General features: G+C 72.9%; 13 protein-coding genes and 1 tRNA gene. 9 read left to right on the top strand and 5 right to left on the bottom strand.

Going from position 1 to position 15,658, the window contains the following annotated elements:
- The first annotated feature begins 30 nt into the window (after positions 1-30).
- The 3 genes from DSM26151_RS09630 to DSM26151_RS09620 are packed head-to-tail and all read left to right on the top strand — an operon-like array spanning position 31 to position 3,884.
- Positions 31-2,025, top strand: coding sequence for an ABC transporter ATP-binding protein (locus DSM26151_RS09630; RefSeq protein WP_234659344.1), 1,995 nt, complete (start codon positions 31-33; stop codon positions 2,023-2,025).
- Complete coding sequence (locus DSM26151_RS09625; RefSeq protein ID WP_234659343.1) at positions 2,001-3,575, top strand: hypothetical protein; 1,575 nt, start codon at positions 2,001-2,003, stop codon at positions 3,573-3,575. The genes DSM26151_RS09630 and DSM26151_RS09625 overlap by 25 nt, the downstream gene beginning before the upstream one ends.
- A 21-nt stretch (positions 3,576-3,596) precedes the next feature.
- A complete protein-coding gene (locus DSM26151_RS09620) occupies positions 3,597-3,884 on the top strand; it encodes a DUF3039 domain-containing protein (RefSeq protein WP_234659342.1) in 288 nt (95 codons plus the stop codon).
- Between the two features lie 11 nt (positions 3,885-3,895).
- Here DSM26151_RS09620 and DSM26151_RS09615 read toward each other — a convergent pair whose 3' ends face one another.
- The gene (locus DSM26151_RS09615) at positions 3,896-5,215 is read right to left on the bottom strand and encodes a nicotinate phosphoribosyltransferase (protein ID WP_234659341.1); all 1,320 of its coding nucleotides are present in this window, start codon (positions 5,213-5,215) and stop codon (positions 3,896-3,898) included.
- 89 nt (positions 5,216-5,304) lie between these two features.
- On the opposite strand from DSM26151_RS09615, the gene murI reads away from it, so the two are divergent.
- The 4 genes from murI to DSM26151_RS09595 all read left to right on the top strand — a co-directional run bounded on the left by murI (position 5,305) and on the right by DSM26151_RS09595 (position 8,600).
- On the top strand, positions 5,305-6,201 hold the full coding sequence (gene murI / locus DSM26151_RS09610) for a glutamate racemase (protein ID WP_234659340.1): 897 nt from the start codon (positions 5,305-5,307) through the stop codon (positions 6,199-6,201).
- Entirely contained in the window at positions 6,198-6,956 is a 759-nt protein-coding gene (gene rph, locus DSM26151_RS09605; protein WP_326491016.1) for a ribonuclease PH, read from the top strand. The genes murI and rph overlap by 4 nt, the downstream gene beginning before the upstream one ends.
- A gap of 11 nt (positions 6,957-6,967) precedes the next feature.
- The gene (locus DSM26151_RS09600; protein ID WP_234659339.1) at positions 6,968-7,588 is read left to right on the top strand and encodes a non-canonical purine NTP pyrophosphatase; all 621 of its coding nucleotides are present in this window, start codon (positions 6,968-6,970) and stop codon (positions 7,586-7,588) included.
- A gap of 82 nt (positions 7,589-7,670) precedes the next feature.
- Positions 7,671-8,600 (top strand): cation diffusion facilitator family transporter, encoded by a 930-nt coding sequence (locus DSM26151_RS09595; protein ID WP_234659338.1) that lies wholly within the window; start codon positions 7,671-7,673, stop codon positions 8,598-8,600.
- A gap of 120 nt (positions 8,601-8,720) precedes the next feature.
- Here DSM26151_RS09595 and DSM26151_RS09590 read toward each other — a convergent pair whose 3' ends face one another.
- Positions 8,721-10,094, bottom strand: coding sequence for an FAD-binding oxidoreductase (locus tag DSM26151_RS09590; protein WP_234659337.1), 1,374 nt, complete (start codon positions 10,092-10,094; stop codon positions 8,721-8,723).
- A 256-nt stretch (positions 10,095-10,350) separates the two neighbouring features.
- Here DSM26151_RS09590 and DSM26151_RS09585 point away from each other — a divergent pair, with 256 nt between their 5' ends.
- Positions 10,351-11,481: a helix-turn-helix transcriptional regulator gene (locus DSM26151_RS09585; RefSeq protein WP_234659336.1), complete on the top strand. Its 1,131-nt coding sequence runs from the start codon at positions 10,351-10,353 to the stop codon at positions 11,479-11,481.
- 36 nt (positions 11,482-11,517) lie between these two features.
- Here the strand turns inward: DSM26151_RS09585 and DSM26151_RS09580 are convergent, their stop codons facing one another.
- The 3 genes from DSM26151_RS09580 to DSM26151_RS09570 form a co-directional block, all read right to left on the bottom strand.
- Complete coding sequence (locus DSM26151_RS09580) at positions 11,518-12,333, bottom strand: DedA family protein (protein ID WP_234661858.1); 816 nt, start codon at positions 12,331-12,333, stop codon at positions 11,518-11,520.
- A gap of 139 nt (positions 12,334-12,472) precedes the next feature.
- Positions 12,473-12,554, bottom strand: a tRNA-Leu gene (locus tag DSM26151_RS09575).
- A gap of 15 nt (positions 12,555-12,569) precedes the next feature.
- On the bottom strand, positions 12,570-13,211 hold the full coding sequence (locus DSM26151_RS09570; protein WP_234659335.1) for a hypothetical protein: 642 nt from the start codon (positions 13,209-13,211) through the stop codon (positions 12,570-12,572).
- A 204-nt stretch (positions 13,212-13,415) separates the two neighbouring features.
- On the opposite strand from DSM26151_RS09570, the gene DSM26151_RS09565 reads away from it, so the two are divergent.
- Entirely contained in the window at positions 13,416-15,656 is a 2,241-nt protein-coding gene (locus DSM26151_RS09565) for a PAS domain S-box protein (RefSeq protein ID WP_234659334.1), read from the top strand.
- Positions 15,657-15,658 lie beyond the last annotated feature (2 nt).

Here is a 15,658-nt window from a genome sequence, read left to right as displayed (position 1 = left end):
CCGGCGCCAGGGGGTTGGTAGGTTGTCGTGGTGACTTCTGTTTCGCGATCAGCCGCTGACGACGAGACTCCCGAAGGCACCGGCACGGGGGTGTCCGCCGACTCGGGGGAGTCCGCAGCGCCCGCGAAGTCCGGTTCCGGCCGGAGCACCGCGCGTCCCGGCGCCCGCTCCACGGGGAAGGCGGCATCGACCACCGCCTCGTCGAGCAGGTCGAGGGCCGCCTCGGCCTCGGCGAAGAAGACCTCGGCCACTCGGGCCGCGTCCGGTTCGGGCGCGGCGAAGCGGGCCTCCGGTGCGAGCACCGCGGCGAAGGCGGCCGAGCGCAGGTCGGCGGCGAAGGCGCCCGCTGAGGCGACCGCGGGTCCGGCCACCGACGAGACGGCGACGGATGCCGCGACCGAGCGCCCAGCGCCCCGGGCCGCGTCGTCGACCTCGAAGAAGTCGGGCACGGGTGCGCGCCCCGCGGCCAAGCGCCCGGCCGCGACCGCCGCGGCCAAGCGGACCTCGGCCAAGGCCGCCGCGAAGCCCGCATCGAAGCCCGCCGGCGCGCCGCGTCCGACGTCATCGGACGCAGCACCGGCCGACGTCGGTCCGGAGGCCCTGGAGCAGCCGGCGTCGACCCCGTCGAAGCGGGCGGCGTCCGCGCGGGGTTCCGCAGCCGAGACATCGGCGGCCCGGAGCGGCACCGCGAAGTCGGCCCGCGCCTCCGCGGCGGCCGCGGCACGTGCGCGTGCCACCGAGGCGCGCCGCGAGTCGGCCTCCGCGCGTGCCAGGGTGGCCGCGTCGGTGACGACCGACACGACCGAGGCCGAGCGAACCCCGCGCCGCCCGACCGCGCCGGAGGTCGCCGAGGCCGACGGCTCGGCCGGGATCGACGACGCCTCGGCGAATGACGCCTCGAGCGACGCCTCGGCGAGCGACGCCGAGGGCACGTCCGGAACCGCCCAGGCGCCGATCGATGCATCGGGGCTCGCGGCCGCCGAGGCCACCCGCACCTGGCATCCCGGCGGGCCGGAGGAGGGCGACGCGGACGAGCCCGTGGTCGATGAGTTCGAGCCGGTGGACGAGCCGGCGCTCGACGAGCCCGCGCCCGGCGACCCTTCCGACGAGCCTGCCCCCACCCCTGGAACGCCCGAGTCGTCGCCCGACGGCGAGCGCGGCGTGGCCGTCATCCCGCTCACCACTGCGCCCGCCACGGCCGCCAAGGCCACGCCCCGCAAGAAGCGCACCCTCAGGGTCGCCCGCGACGCACCGGCCGCCGACGCCCCGGTCGTGCTCGCGATCGACGGGCTCGTCAAGCGCTACGGCGACACGACCGCCGTCGACGCGATCAGCCTCGACATCCGCGCCGGCTCGTTCTACGGCATCGTCGGACCGAACGGCGCAGGCAAGACGACGACCCTCTCGATGATCACGGGCCTGCTCCGACCCGACGGCGGGTCGGTGCACGTGCACGGCATCGACGTGTGGAAGGACCCGCGCGGCGCGAAGCGCATCACGGGCGTGCTCCCGGACCGCCTGCGCCTGTTCGACCGGCTCACCGGGTCCGAGATGCTCTACTACTCGGGTTCGCTCCGCGGGCTCGACCACCGGACGGTGCTCGAGCGCAGTGCCGACCTGGCCGACGCCTTCGGCCTCGACGACGCCCTCGACCGGCTCGTCGCCGACTACTCGGCCGGCATGACCAAGAAGATCGCGCTCGCCTGCGCCATGATCCACTCGCCGCGCGTGCTCGTCCTGGACGAACCGTTCGAATCCGTCGACCCTGTGTCGGCGGCGAACCTCACCGACATCCTCGAGCGCTACGTCGGGGGCGGCGGCACCGTGCTCCTCTCCAGCCACGGCATGGACCTCATCGAACGCGTCTGCGATTCGGCGGCGATCATCGTGGGCGGCCGGGTCCTGGCATCCGGCACGCTCGACGAGGTCCGGCAGGGCGACACGCTCGAGGACCGGTTCGTCGAGCTCGCGGGCGGGCGCAAGGCAGCGGAGGGCATGGAATGGTTGCACAGCTTCTCCGACTGAAGCTCCGGCTGCTCGGGAACGTCTTCCGGCGCAGCCCCTGGCAGGTCGTCGGGCTCAGTCTCGCGATCGTGTACGGCCTCGGGATGTCGGTGCTGCTCTTCCTCGTGCTCGTCGGGCTGCGCGGGGCCGACGACGTCGCGCTCGTGCGCGACGTCCTCACCGTCGCCGGTGCGGCGACCGTCGTCGGCTTCATCGTCGTCCCGCTCGTCTTCGGCGTCGACGACACCATGGACCCGCGCCGGTTCGCCCTCTTCGGCATCCCGGACCGCAGCATCGCCCTCGGACTCGCCGTCGCGGCGACCCTCGGGGTTCCGGCGGTCGCGCTCGCGATCGTCATGACCGGAACCGTCGTCACCTGGTCGCGCGGGTTCGGCATCGCCCTCATCGCGATCCTCGCCGCGGCACTCGGATTCGTCACGTGCATCCTCGCCGCCCGGCTCGCCGCGGGAGTCGCCGGGCTGCTGCTCGAGACCCGCCGCGCACGGGACGTCGGCACCGTCCTCGGCGTGCTCCTGCTGGTCATGCTCGCGCCGCTCATCGTCGCGCTCACGACCGTCGACTGGGCGGCCTCCGGACGACGCGTGCTCGGCACGATCGCGCAGACGCTCTCGTGGACCCCGCTCGGCGCCGCGTTCGCCGTGCCCGGCGACGCCGCGAGCGGCGCGTGGGGCCCAGCGGTGCTGAAGCTGCTGATCGCCGGCGCGACCGTCTGGCTCGCGTGGCTCGCATGGCGGGCGCTCGTGTCCAGGATGCTCATCACGCCCGGGCGCGAGGCGAGCTCGCGCAGCTACCACGGGCTCGGCTGGTTCGGCCGCACCCCGTCGGGGCCGACCGGCGCGATCGCCGCGCGCAGCACCACCTACTGGTTCCGCGACGCGCGGTACTGGGTCTCGCTGCTCATGGTGCCCGTCACGCCCGTGCTCGTGATGCTCCCCCTCGGGATCGCCGGGGTCCCGCAGATGTACCTCGCGCTCATCCCCGTCCCGGTGATCTGCCTCCTGCTCGGCTGGATCCTCCACAACGACACCGCCTACGACAACACGGCCGTCTGGCTGCACGTCGCCACGGGCGTGCGCGGCGCCGCCGACCGGTTCGGCCGGCTCGTCCCCGTGCTCGTCGCCGGCATCCTCGTCATCGGGATCGGCAGCGCCGTCACCGTCTTCGTGCAGGGCGACTGGCGGCTGCTCCCGTCGCTGCTCGGCGTGAGCACCGCCCTGCTGCTCGGTGGGCTCGGCATCGGCTCGATCACCTCGGCGGCAATGCCGTACCCCGTCGTCAAGCCCGGCGACAGCCCGTTCCAGCAGCCCCAGTCGACCGGGGCGCTGACCGCGCTCGTGCAGTCCGTGACGATGTTCGGCTCGCTGCTCATCGCGGCCCCCGCGATCGGGTTCGCGACGCTCGGGATCATCGACGACCCCGCCTGGCACACCGCATCGCTCGCGGCCGGAGTCGGGCTCGGCCTGATCGCCGTCGCCGTCGGCGTCTGGTCCGGCGGGCGGGTCTTCGACCGGCGCGGCCCGGAGATCGTCGCGGCCGCCGTGCGGGCGTGAGCCCGGCGTAGAATCGAGCCCATGATCCGTCCCGCACAGGCGAGCATCGCCGACCCCGACGCGCCCGGTGGCGGCACCACGGTGCTCGACCGCGAGCTCGAGAAGCTCCTCGAAGAGGAGACCATCGAACCGGGCGACCACGAGCGGTTCTCGCACTACGTGAAGAAGGAGCAGATCCTCGAGTCGGCCGTCACCGGCAAGCCAGTGCGCGCGCTGTGCGGCAAGAAGTGGACCCCGGGCCGCGACCCGGAGAAGTTCCCCGTCTGCCCGAGCTGCAAAGAGATCTACGAACGCATGAAGAAGGGCTGACCGCCCGCCGCTCAGCGATACGTGGTCGGGATCACCGGCTCGCCGCGACCCAGCCGGAACGCCTCGATCGGCAGCTCCTGCATGACCTCGGCGCGATGCGCCCGTGCGGCCCTCACGCCTGCCGGGCCGACATGGGCGGCATCCGCTTCGCCCTCGTGCATGAGGTGCACCATGAGCGGCCGCAGGCGGTCGTCCGCCGCGAACTCATCCTCGCCCCCGGGCCCGTCGCCGACGTACACGAGCTCCTCCCGTGCCGTGCGCGTGGCATCGATGCGCCGAGCGGCGTTCTTGCGCCCGCCGACGCTCGTCTTGCTCGTCGACGCCTTCGCGACGCCCACCCACGCGCCGTCCTCGCCCCGACGCGCGACGAGCTTGTAGACCATGCCCGCGGCCGGGAACCCCGACCCGGTCACGACCGACGTGCCCACGCCGTACGCGTCGACCGGAGCACTCGCGAGCGACGCGATCGCGTGCTCGTCGAGATCGCTCGTGACCGTGATGCGCGTGTTCACCGCACCCAGCTCGTCGAGGTGCTCCCGCACCGCCGCCGCGACCGTCGGCAGGTCGCCCGAGTCGATGCGCACCGCGCCGAGACCCGTGCCGGCCACGCGCACCGCCGTCTCGACGCCCGCGCGGATGTCGTACGTGTCCACCAGCAGCGTCGTGCCCGGACCCATCGCCTCGACCTGCGCGCGGAACGCATCCTCCTCGGAGTCGTGCAGGAGCGTGAACGAATGCGCAGCGGTCCCCATGGTCGGGATGCCCCACCGCCGGCCGGCCTCGAGGTTGCTGGTCGCATCGAACCCGGCGATGTACGCCGCGCGTGCCGCGGCGACCGCCGACCGCTCGTTCGCACGGCGCGAGCCCATCTCGGCGATCGGCCTGCCGAGCGCGACCGACACCATGCGCGCCGCCGCACCCGCGACCGCGGAGTCGTAGTTCAGCACCGACAGCACGAGGGTCTCCAGGATGACCGCCTCGGCGAACGACCCCTGCACCGTCACGAGCGGCGACCCCGGGAAGTACGCCTCGCCCTCGCGATAGCCCCAGATCTCGCCGCGGAACCGGTAGTCGGCCAGCCAGTCGAGCGTCTCGTCGCGCACCACGCGCTCCGCGCGCAGGAACTCGAGCTCGTCGTCGCCGAAGCGGAACCGCTCGACGAGTTCGAGCAGGCGGCCCGTGCCCGCGACCACGCCGTACCTGCGCCCGTCCGGCAGGCGCCGCGCGAACGCCTCGAACAGGCTCTCGCGGTGCGCGGTGCCGTCCAGGAGGGCGGCATCCACCATCGTCAGCTCGTAGCGGTCGGTGAAGAGCGCAGCAGACCCGGTCACGCGGTCAGCCTAGCCACTGCACGGGTCGCGGTCGCGCCGCGGGCGCGGAACGGGCGGCCGCGGCATCCGCTGATCTAGGCTGGATCCTCGTGAGTGATGCACCGATCGGGATCTTCGACTCCGGCGTCGGCGGGCTCACCGTCGCGCGCGCGGTGCGCGACCAGCTCCCGAACGAGCAGATCCTCTACTTCGGCGACCTCGAGCACTCGCCCTACGGGCCCAAGCCCATCGCCGACGTGCGCCGCTACGCGCTCGCCGTGCTCGACGACCTCGTCGCGCAGGGCGTGAAGATGCTCGTCATCGCGTGCAACACCGCATCCGCGGCGATGCTGCGCGACGCGCGCGAACGCTACGACGTGCCCGTCGTCGAGGTCATCCAGCCCGCGGTGCGGCGTGCGGTCGCGGCGACCCGCAGCGGCCGCGTCGGCGTCATCGGCACCGCGGGCACCGTGCAGTCGCGCGCCTACGACGACGCGTTCGCCGCCGCCCCGCACCTCGAACTCGCCTCGGCCGCGTGCCCGCGGTTCGTGGAGTTCGTCGAGTCGGGCGTCACGACCGGGCCCGAGGTGCTCGCCGTCGCCGAGGAGTACCTCGCGCCGCTGCGCGCCGCCGGCGTCGACACGCTCGTGCTCGGCTGCACCCACTACCCGTTCCTCAAGGGCGTCATCTCGTACGTCATGGGGGAGGGCGTGAGCCTCGTCGGCAGCGACGTCGAGACCGCGAACGACGTCTACCGGGTGCTCGTCTCCGGCGGGCTCGAACGCCGCGCGCCCGAACCGCCCGTGCACCGCTTCGAGGCCACCGGCGGCTCGAGCGCCGCGTTCCTCGACCTCGCGCACCGCCTCATCGGTCCCGAGATCTCGCAGGTCGAGCTCGTGCAGACCGGCGTGCTCACCCTGCCCGCAGCCGCGGCATCCGCTGCGCGCACCGCCTCATCCGGAACCGCCGCGCCCGCGGCATCCGCCACCGACAGGAGAACCCAGTGACCGAGACCCCCGACCTCGTGCGCGCCGACGGCCGCACCCCCGACGAGCTGCGCGACGTCGTCATCGAGCGCGGCTGGTCCGCGCACGCCGAGGGCAGCGCGCTGATCTCGTTCGGGAACACGAAGGTGCTCTGCACCGCGAGCTTCACCAACGGCGTGCCGCGGTGGATGACCGGCAAGGGCAAGGGCTGGGTCACCGCCGAGTACGCGATGCTGCCGCGCTCGACGAACACCCGCAACGACCGCGAGTCGGTCAAGGGCCGCATCGGCGGGCGGACGCACGAGATCAGCCGGCTCATCGGACGGAGCCTCCGCGCCGTGGTCGACATGAAGTCGCTCGGCGAGAACACGATCCAGATCGACTGCGACGTGCTCCAGGCCGACGGCGGCACGCGCACCGCGGCCATCACGGGCGCGTACGTCGCGCTCGCCGACGCGATCGAGTGGGCGCGCGGGCGGAAGTTCATCGCCCAGAAGGCGACGCCGCTCATCGACACCGTCTCGGCGGTGTCGGTCGGCATCATCGACGGCACGCCGATGCTCGACCTCGCGTACGTCGAGGACGTGCGCGCCGAGACCGACATGAACGTCGTCGCGACCGGCCGCGGACTCTTCGTCGAGGTGCAGGGCACCGCCGAGGGCGCGCCGTTCGACCGGCGCGAGCTCGACGCCCTGCTCGACCTCGCGCTCGCCGGGACGACCGAGCTCACCGCGATCCAGCGCGCCGCGCTCGCGGCGCAGGCCGGCGGCGAGTGATGGGTGAGCGGATGCCGCAGCCGCTCGAGGTCGTCCTCGCCACGCACAACGCCCACAAGGTCGCCGAGTTCCAGCAGATCCTCGGCGCCGAGTTCCCGGGCATCACGGTGCTGCCCTACGACGGGCCCGAGCCCGTCGAGGACGGCACGTCCTTCGACGAGAACGCCTTCATCAAGGCGCGCGCCGCGGCATCCCACACCGGGTGCATCGCGCTCGCCGACGACTCGGGCATCGCGGTCGAGGTCATGGGCGGCTCGCCGGGCATCTTCTCGGCCCGCTGGGCCGGGCCCGGGCGCGGCGCCGAAGCGAACCTCGAACTGCTGCTCGCGCAGCTCGGCGACATCCGCGACCCGCACCGCTCGGCGCACTTCCACTGCACCATCGCCCTGGTCGTGCCGGATGCCGCGGGCGGCGAGCCGCACGAATTCGCCGCCGTCGGCACATGGCCCGGCCGCATCGCGACCGGGCGCGCGGGCGTCAACGGGTTCGGGTACGACCCGATCTTCCTGCCCGACGGGTTCGACGTGTCGGCCGCCGAGCTCGCGCCCGAGGTCAAGAACGCGCACAGCCACCGGGCGCGCGCGTTCCGGGCGCTGCTGCCCGAGCTCGAGCGCGTCGCGCGGTCCGGCTGATCGCCACCGGCCGAGCGGCCGCGAGAACGGGACTCATTCCCATCACCGGCGAGCGGCGGCATCCGTGCCTACGCTTGAGGGGATGGGACACACGCACGACCACGCCGCCGACGCGCACGCCGCCGGACGAACCCGCCTGCTGATCGCGATCGCGATCATCGGCTCGTTCGTCATCGTCCAGGTGGTCGGCGGGTTCCTCAGCGGCTCGCTCGCCCTCCTCGCCGACGCCGGGCACATGGTCAGCGACCTGTTCGGACTCGTCGTCGCGCTCGGCGCCGCGCTCGTCGCCGCCCGGCCGGCGACCGACCGCCAGACGTACGGCTTCCGCAGGTTCGAGGTGCTCGGCGCGCTCATCAACGGGGTCGTGCTCATCGTCGTCGCCGCGACCGTCACGATCGGCGCCGTCGGCCGGCTCGTGTCCGGCGCCGCGGGTGAGGCGCACGAGGTCGGGGGCGGGCCGATGCTCGTCGTCGCGGTCGCCGGCCTCGTCGCGAACGTCGCGGCGCTGCTCGTGCTGCGCGGCGGGGCGGGCACCTCGATCAACCTCCGCGGCGCCTACCTCGAGGTGTTCGGCGACACCGTCGGGTCGGTCATGGTCATCGCGGCGGCGATCGTCATCCTCACGACCGGGTGGAGCGCCGCCGACCCGATCGCGTCGCTCCTGATCGCGGCCCTGATCGTCCCGCGCGCGATCGTGCTGCTGCGCGACGTCGTGCACGTGCTCAGCCAGTCGGTTCCCGCCGAGACGGATGTCGCGGAGATCCGCGAGCACATCCTCCGAACCGACGGCGTGGTCGCCGTGCACGACGTCCACGTGTGGGCGATCACGACCGGCGCGCACGTGTTCAGCGCCCATGTCGAGGTCGAGCCGGCGGTGTTCGCCGAGCACCGAGTCGACGCGCTGCTCGACGAACTGGGCGGATGCCTCGACGAGCACTTCGACGTCGAGCACTCGACGTTCCAGCTCGAGCCGTCAGGGCGTGGGCGGCGGGAGCCGGCGACGCACGCCTGAGGCCACGGCGCGTCAGCGCTCGGCGTTCGCGGGGCATGGCGGCGCGTCGGCCGGGCCCTCCGGGACCCGGCCGACGGGCGGCATCCGCTCAGTGGTGCGTCGAACCGCGGCGTGCGGTGCTCAGCGGCGCGGGTCGATCGCGTGGGCGGCGGCGAAGACGCCGGTCGGGTCGACGCTGCGACGCACCTCCACCAGGCGCGCCCAGTCGGCGTCGTCGAACGCGGTTCGGGGGTCGATCTCGCGCTCGGCGAAGTTCAGGAACGTCGAACCCGAGGTCCAGGGCGCCAGTGCGGAGGCGATCGACCGGGTGACCGCCTCGCCGGCCGCCGCCAGTTCGGGCGTCGGCGTGGCGGATACCGCGAACAGCGCGAACGCGCCGTCGAGCAGCGTGAGCGCCCCGCGGTTCGGGCGCGCGAGCGCGCCGCCCAGGTGGCGGAGCTCGGCCGCCATGAGGGGGATGTCGACATCCGGCCCGGCGACCGCCAGCAGCGCCTCGATCGCGGCATCCGGCAGATCGGCGAGCATCGCGTGATCGCTGACCGCAGGAACCGGTCCCGGCGGGTCCATGTGCACGTCCACGAGTCCGGCGGCCGGGATGCGGGCGAACGTGTCGATCTCGGGGTCGAGCGAGCGCAGCGGTGCGAGCAGCTCGGCCGCCCGCTCGTCGTCCTCGAGGATCGCACCGTCGATCACCACGAGGCTGCGGCCGCTGAGGAACGGCGGCATCGCCGGATCGGGCGGGAAGCGCAGGTAGCGCAGCGAGGTGGTGGCCGACTCGGGGAGATCGGCCGTCCACCGCGCCCAGGCTCGCGTCACCTCGCGTGCTCGGGAGAGGTCCCAGAGCAGCATGCCGCCGACGACGTCGGCAACCGGGATCAGGTCGATCTCGACCGCGACGACGACGCCGAAGTTGCCCCCGCCCCCGCCGCGGAGGGCCCAGAACAGGTCGGAATGCTCTTCGGCGCTCGCGCGAATGAGCCCGCCGTCGGCCGTCACGAGTTCGACCGCGCGGACGTGCGACGAGGCCAGCCCGTGCGCGCGGCCGTAGAACGAGAGGCCGCCGCCCAGGGCGTAGCCGGCCACGGCGACGTCGCCGGCACTTCCGTGCAGCGCGGCGAGCCCGTGTGCGGCAGCAGCCGTGACGACATCGCGCCACAGCGTGCCGCCGACCACGCGGGCCGTTCGCGCGGCGGGATCGATCGTGACGCCGGTCAGCTCGTGCATCCGGACCAGCACGGCGTCGGCGAGCGACCGGTTCGCGAGCATCGCGGCGCCGTGGCCGGTGCTCTGCGGCGCGACGCGCATGCCGAGCCCGGTCGCAGCCCGGACGACGCGCGCGACCTCGTCGGTCGAGCGGGGGACGGCGACGGCGGCTGGGCGCTGCACGACCGCGAGGTTCCACGGGACGGTCGCCGCCTCGTAGCCGGGATCGCCGGGCAGGAGCACCGTTCCGGCCCCGCGAAGCGTCGAGGTGTCGGTGAGTGAGAGGTTCATGTCAGTCCTTCGATTCAGGAGTACGGGTGATGTGTCCACCTCTGCCGCGAGTCGCACGAGCATCCCGGGACCTCGAGCCGCACGAGCGACATGCAGAGCTGCGCGGTCGCGTCGTCGGCGTGCAGCCATCGTGCGCGGCGCGGCGGCCCGGGCGACATCCCGAGCGCCCGGGGAATCCGGAATCCACGCGGCCGGACAGGGCGATTCCCAGTGATCTGGGATACCGGTCGGGCCGGGCGAGGCGCATACTGAACGCGTGATTCCCCAGCTGACCGGGGCCCGCGTGCGGGGCGACCTCGACGTGCTCTCGCGCGCCGGGCTCGATCTCGACGAGTTCATCGGCGAGGCGACGGACTCGGTGCTCCGCGCCGTCCCCTGGGTGGGCGCGTGCGTCGGCACCCACGACCCCGCGACGATGATGCTCACGAGTGCCCGCAAGTACGGCGCGCTGAAGGCGCACAACGAGCACGATCGGCTCTTCGGCATCATCGAGTACGGCTCGGAGGAGCCGACGTCGTTCCGATCGCTCGCGGCCGGCGATCACCGCGCGATCGGCATGCACGCGACCGCCGGCGACGAGCTCGACCGGTCGCAGCGGATGACGCGGCTCATGACGCCCGTCTACGGATTCGCCGACGAGGCCCGTCTGCTGTTCCGCGACGGCACCGCCGTCTGGGGGTGCCTCGCGATCTTCCGTGGGCCGGAGGACCCCTCCTTCACCTCGGACGAGGTCGACTTCCTGGGTTCGCTGTCGGAGTCCTTCGCGCGAGGCGTGCGCTCGGGCATCCTCACCCGACTCGCCCACGAGGATGCGGGCGACGAGACCGGCGGCCCCGCCGTCGTCATCGTCGACGCGCACGACGAGGTGGCGCAGATCAGCCTCGGCGCCGAGGAGCGACTCGCGGCGCTGCGCGGCAACGCGCATGGCGGCGACCCGCTCAGCCTCGTCACCTCGCTCGTCGGGGCCGCACGCCGCACGCTCGCCGACCCCGCTTCACCCCCGGCGCGCGCCCGGGTCCGGACCGCGTCCGGCACCTGGCTGCTCCTCCACGCGTCGCCGCTGCGCGGCGCCGCCGGCGCGACCGGCGACGTCGTCGTGACCATCGAGGAGGCGAGGCCGCCCGAGATCGTCTCGCTCGTGGTCGCCGCGTTCGGGCTCACCTCGCGCGAGCGCGATGTCACGCGCCTCGTGCTCCAGGGCGTCGAGACGAAGGAGATCGCCTCGACGCTGCACGTGTCGGCCTACACCGTGCAGGACCACCTGAAGTCGGTGTTCGACAAGGCCGGCGTCCGCAGCCGCCGGGAACTCGTCTCGCGCGTCTACTTCGACCAGTACGTGCCCCGAATGGGCGAGACCGTCGGCGCGACGGGGTGGTTCGCGGGCTGATCGCGTGCGACGTCGTGTCGCGGCATCCGCTCCGGGTCAGCCGCCCTCGTGCGGCGGGCGTCCGTCGCCGTGCTGGTCGCCGCGGCGAGGGTGGTCGCCGTCGTGATGCGACGGCCGGTCGAACACGTCGGGGTCGAGCACGAGCTCCTCGGCCTCGTCTTCGTCGGTGACGACGTCGTCGCCCGCGGCCGCCGCGCGCCTGGCCTTCGCCCGCTCGCGGAAGTAGTGCCAAGCGGTGACCAGGGCGGTGCCGCCCACCGCGACCAGGAGGATCAGGTCGATGTACTCGCGCACGAGGTACGCGACCGGCGGGATGAAGCTGACCGCGTAGCCGAGCATCGTCAGCCCGATGCCCCACAGCACCGCGCCGATGAAGTTGTACAGGGTGTACCGGCTGCGCCGCATGTGCCCGACGCCGGCTGCGACGGGCGCGAACGTGCGCACGATCGGCACGAACCGGGCGAGGATGATCGTGATCCCGCCGAAGCGGACGAAGAACGCATTGGTCCGCTCCACGTTCCGGACGCTGAAGACGCCGCTCTCCTTGCGTTCGAACACCTTCGGGCCGCCGCGGTGGCCGATCTCGTAGCCCACTTCACCGCCGACGAACGCCGAGACGCCGATGAGCAGCGCGACGAGCCACACGGAGACGCCGAACACGCCGTTCGGTGGCACGACGTCGGGGTTCGAGAGCAGACCCGAGATGACGAGCAGGGTGTCGCCCGGCAGGAGGAAGCCGACGAGCAGGCCCGTCTCGGCGAACACGATGAAGCACACGACGAGCAGGGCCCATGGACCGGCCGACTGGATGATCGTCTCCGGGTCGAGCCAGGGGATGAGCGCGGCGTGGATCACGGGCGTCGGTGCTCCCTGTCGTGGTTTCGGCGACCGGCTCGAATCGCCGGGACCCCAGAAGTCTACCGAGCGCGCGCCTCCGCACCATCGGGGTTTCCCCCGAGGGGAACGAGCGGATGACCGTCGTGTCGTGTCGTGCGGAAGGCGGGACTCGAACCCGCACGCCCGGAGGCACAGGAACCTAAATCCTGCGTGTCTGCCAGTTTCACCACTCCCGCGAACGCCCGACCAGTCTAGGCGGGGCGCGGGTCGCCGCTCGCGAACCGGTGGACGAGCTCGGTCTTGCGCCGGATCGCCTCCTCATCGGTCGGGAGGTCCCAGATCGTGACCCGCCCGTCGCGTGCGACGGTCACGACCCCGGCCGAGGTCGTGATCTCGATCTCGTCGTGCTCGACGCCGAAGAGGTCCGCACCGATGCGGGCACGCCAGCGCACGATCGTGCCGAGCGGCTCGCCGTCGGGGCGGGCGAGCACGCGACCGACGTGCTGCGGCCCGAGGCGCTGTGCCGAGACGTGCCGGAGCGGCCGCGGCTCCTCGCCCGACACGTTCGGCCAGCACACGCGGCACGACCGCACGCCGGTCAGTTCGCGCGCCGCCTGGCGCGTCACGAGGACCGGCATCGGGATCCGGTACGACGGATCGGCGTCCAGCCTCCGGCGGTGCGGGGTGGTCCACCGCGAGGACGGGTCGAGGTGCGACGCGATCGAGGCGCACTCGAGGCGGTGCAGCATCCGCTCTCGCGCGGTCGAGCGGGTGACCGCGAACTCGGCGCCCCTGCCGAACCCTTCGCGCAGGCTCGCGACCTCCTGTGCGACGATCCTCGCCACGGGGTCTTCCGTGCCTCGGGCCCGGCCTGCTGCTTCGGGTGCGGTCATGCGCATGCGCTCCGTCCTGCGTCGATGCCGGCCACGTGCCGTGAGCCCGAGGCTAGTGATGCGGGACGCCGGAGCGCCGACCGGTCGCATGGCGTGTCGCGCGCGTGGCACCCGAACGAGGGGGAGGAACCGCACGCGGTGCTCGCTAGCCTTGCCCCGAGGCCGCCCACGGGGCGCGCCGGCACCTCGAGAGAGGGGGCAGCGATGAGTGAGCGCGGGACGATCCTGCTCGTGGCCGAATCCGAGGGCGTGCTGCGCGAGCTCACCGGCATCCTCGAACCCGAGCGGTACACCGCGCTCACGAGCCCGCCCTTGCCGGATCGCGTGCTCGGCTCGCTCCGGGTGCATCCCGACCTGGTCGTGATCGACGCGGGCCTGCGCAACGGCGACGCGATCGCGCTCGCCGCAGCACTCCACGCCGACGTCGGAACCGACGACGTGCCCGTCGCGTTCGTCGCCCCGGCCGACGACGTGGGCATCCGCGTCCGGGCGCTCGCCGCGGGAGACGACCTCATGTCGACCCCGTTCGACCCGCAGGACGTGCTCGACCGCGTCGAACGGCTGGTCGTCGTCTCGCGGCTCCGGCGCGCGCTGCGGGAGTCGCAGGCGGGGTTCCGCGAGGCCGCGGCATCCGAGCGGGAAGCGGTCGTCACGGCCGACGAACGCGGCGTGATCCGGGGCTGGAACGACGCCGCGACGGCCCTCCTCGGGCACACCGAGGCGCAGGCCCTCGGGCAGCCGGTGGGCATGCTCGTGCCGTTGCGCGAGCGGCACCGGTTCCGGGCCAGCCTGGACCGGGTGCGGGTCGGCGACGACCGGCACATCATCGGCGCTTCGATCGACCTCTCGGTCGCACGGCGCGACGGCACCGAGTTCCTCGCCGGACTCTCGTACGCCACCTGGGTGTTCGGCGGTCGCCGGTACTTCACCGGGATCGTCCGGGAACTCGAGGACCGCGCCGTCGATGCCGACGCGTTCGGGTCGGTTCCGGAGGCGTCCATCGACGCCATCGTCTCGGCCGATCGCGACGGGCGCATCGTCGCGTGGAACTCGGCGGCGACCCGCGTGCTCGGGTACGAGGAGGAGGAGGCCGTCGGGCGACTGCTCGACCTGATCGTCCCGCCCGAGTTCCACGACGCGCACCACGCCGGCATGCGGCGGTACGCCGAGACCGGCGAGGCGAAGGTCATCGGCCGCACCGTCGAGCTGTCCGCCAGGACGAAGGCGGGCGAACGCATCCCGATCGAGCTGTCGCTGTCGACGTGGATGATCCGGGGCGAACGGTTCTACACGGGCATCATCCGCGACATCGGCGAGCGCCGCGCCGCCGAGGCGGCGATCCGCCGCAGCGAACGCGACCTGCGGGCGCGTTCGGCCGAACTGCGGGAGAAGAACGCGGCCCTCGAGGGCACCCTCGACCAGTTGAGCCGGATGCAGGACCAGCTGATCCTCCAGGAGAAGATGGCCTCGCTCGGGCGGCTGAGCGCCGGGATGGCGCACGAGCTGAACAATCCCGCTTCGGCGGCGCAGCGGGGCTCGAGCCAGGCGCAGGCCGCGTTCGCGAAACTGCAGGTCACCCAGCTCGAGCTCGGCAGGCTCGGCCTGTACGGGTCGCGACTCGAACGGTTGCGCGAACTCGACGCCCTCGCGGCCGAGCGCGCGGACCGCCCCGCCGAGTACGGTGCGCTCGAGCGCAGCGACCGTGAGGCCGCTGTGGAGTCCTGGCTCGACGAGCACGGGGTCGCCGAGGCGGGCGAACTCGCGCCGAGCCTGGTCAGCCTCGGCATCGGGATCGACGACCTCGAACGGCTCGAAGAGGTCTTCCCCGAGGAGGAACGGCGCGTCATCGTCGTCTGGTTGAGCCAGAAGTACCTCGTGTACTCGCTGCTGGCCGAGGTCGCCGTCGGCACGACGCGCATGGTCGAACTCGTGAAGGCGCTGAAGACGTACACCTACATGGACCAGGCCCCCGTCCAGGACGTCGACGTCCGGCACGGGCTCGACAACACGCTCGTGATGCTGCACAACAAGCTCAAGCGCGGGGTGCGCGTCGTGAAGGAGTACGACGCCGACCTGCCCACGATCCAGGCGCACGCGAGCGAACTGAACCAGGTCTGGACCAACCTGATCGACAACGCCATCGACGCCATGGGCGGCGAGGGCACCCTCACGGTCCGGGCTCGCGGCGAGGGCGATCGCATCGTCGTCGAGGTCGAGGACGACGGCCCGGGCATGTCGCCCGAGGCGCGTTCGCGGGTGTTCGATCCCTTCTTCACCACCAAGCCGCTCGGCGAGGGCACCGGGCTCGGCCTGCCGATCTCGCGGAACATCATCGTCAAGAAGCACCACGGCGACCTCGAGGTCGACTCCGGGCCCGCGTTCACGCGGTTCACGGCCCGCCTTCCCGTGGGCGTGGCTCCGTCCGACGACGGCGAGGAGGACTGATC

The sequence above is a fragment of the Agromyces marinus genome (assembly GCF_021442325.1).
Lineage (GTDB): Bacteria > Actinomycetota > Actinomycetes > Actinomycetales > Microbacteriaceae > Agromyces > Agromyces marinus.
Note: the sequence above shows the minus strand (reverse complement) of the source record. Positions and strands in the feature narration are given on the sequence as shown.

Bases quoted from the DNA above. Each gene is read 5' to 3' on its own strand.
- DSM26151_RS09600 (WP_234659339.1), top strand. From the start codon at position 6,968: ATGCCGCAGCCGCTCGAGGTCGTCCTCGCCACGCACAACGCCCACAAG.
- DSM26151_RS09570 (WP_234659335.1), bottom strand. From the start codon at position 13,211: ATGACCGCACCCGAAGCAGCAGGCCGGGCCCGAGGCACGGAAGACCCC.
- DSM26151_RS09590 (WP_234659337.1), bottom strand. From the start codon at position 10,094: ATGAACCTCTCACTCACCGACACCTCGACGCTTCGCGGGGCCGGAACG.
- DSM26151_RS09620 (WP_234659342.1), top strand. From the start codon at position 3,597: ATGATCCGTCCCGCACAGGCGAGCATCGCCGACCCCGACGCGCCCGGT.
- DSM26151_RS09565 (WP_234659334.1), top strand. From the start codon at position 13,416: ATGAGTGAGCGCGGGACGATCCTGCTCGTGGCCGAATCCGAGGGCGTG.
- DSM26151_RS09595 (WP_234659338.1), top strand. From the start codon at position 7,671: ATGGGACACACGCACGACCACGCCGCCGACGCGCACGCCGCCGGACGA.
- DSM26151_RS09625 (WP_234659343.1), top strand. From the start codon at position 2,001: ATGGTTGCACAGCTTCTCCGACTGAAGCTCCGGCTGCTCGGGAACGTC.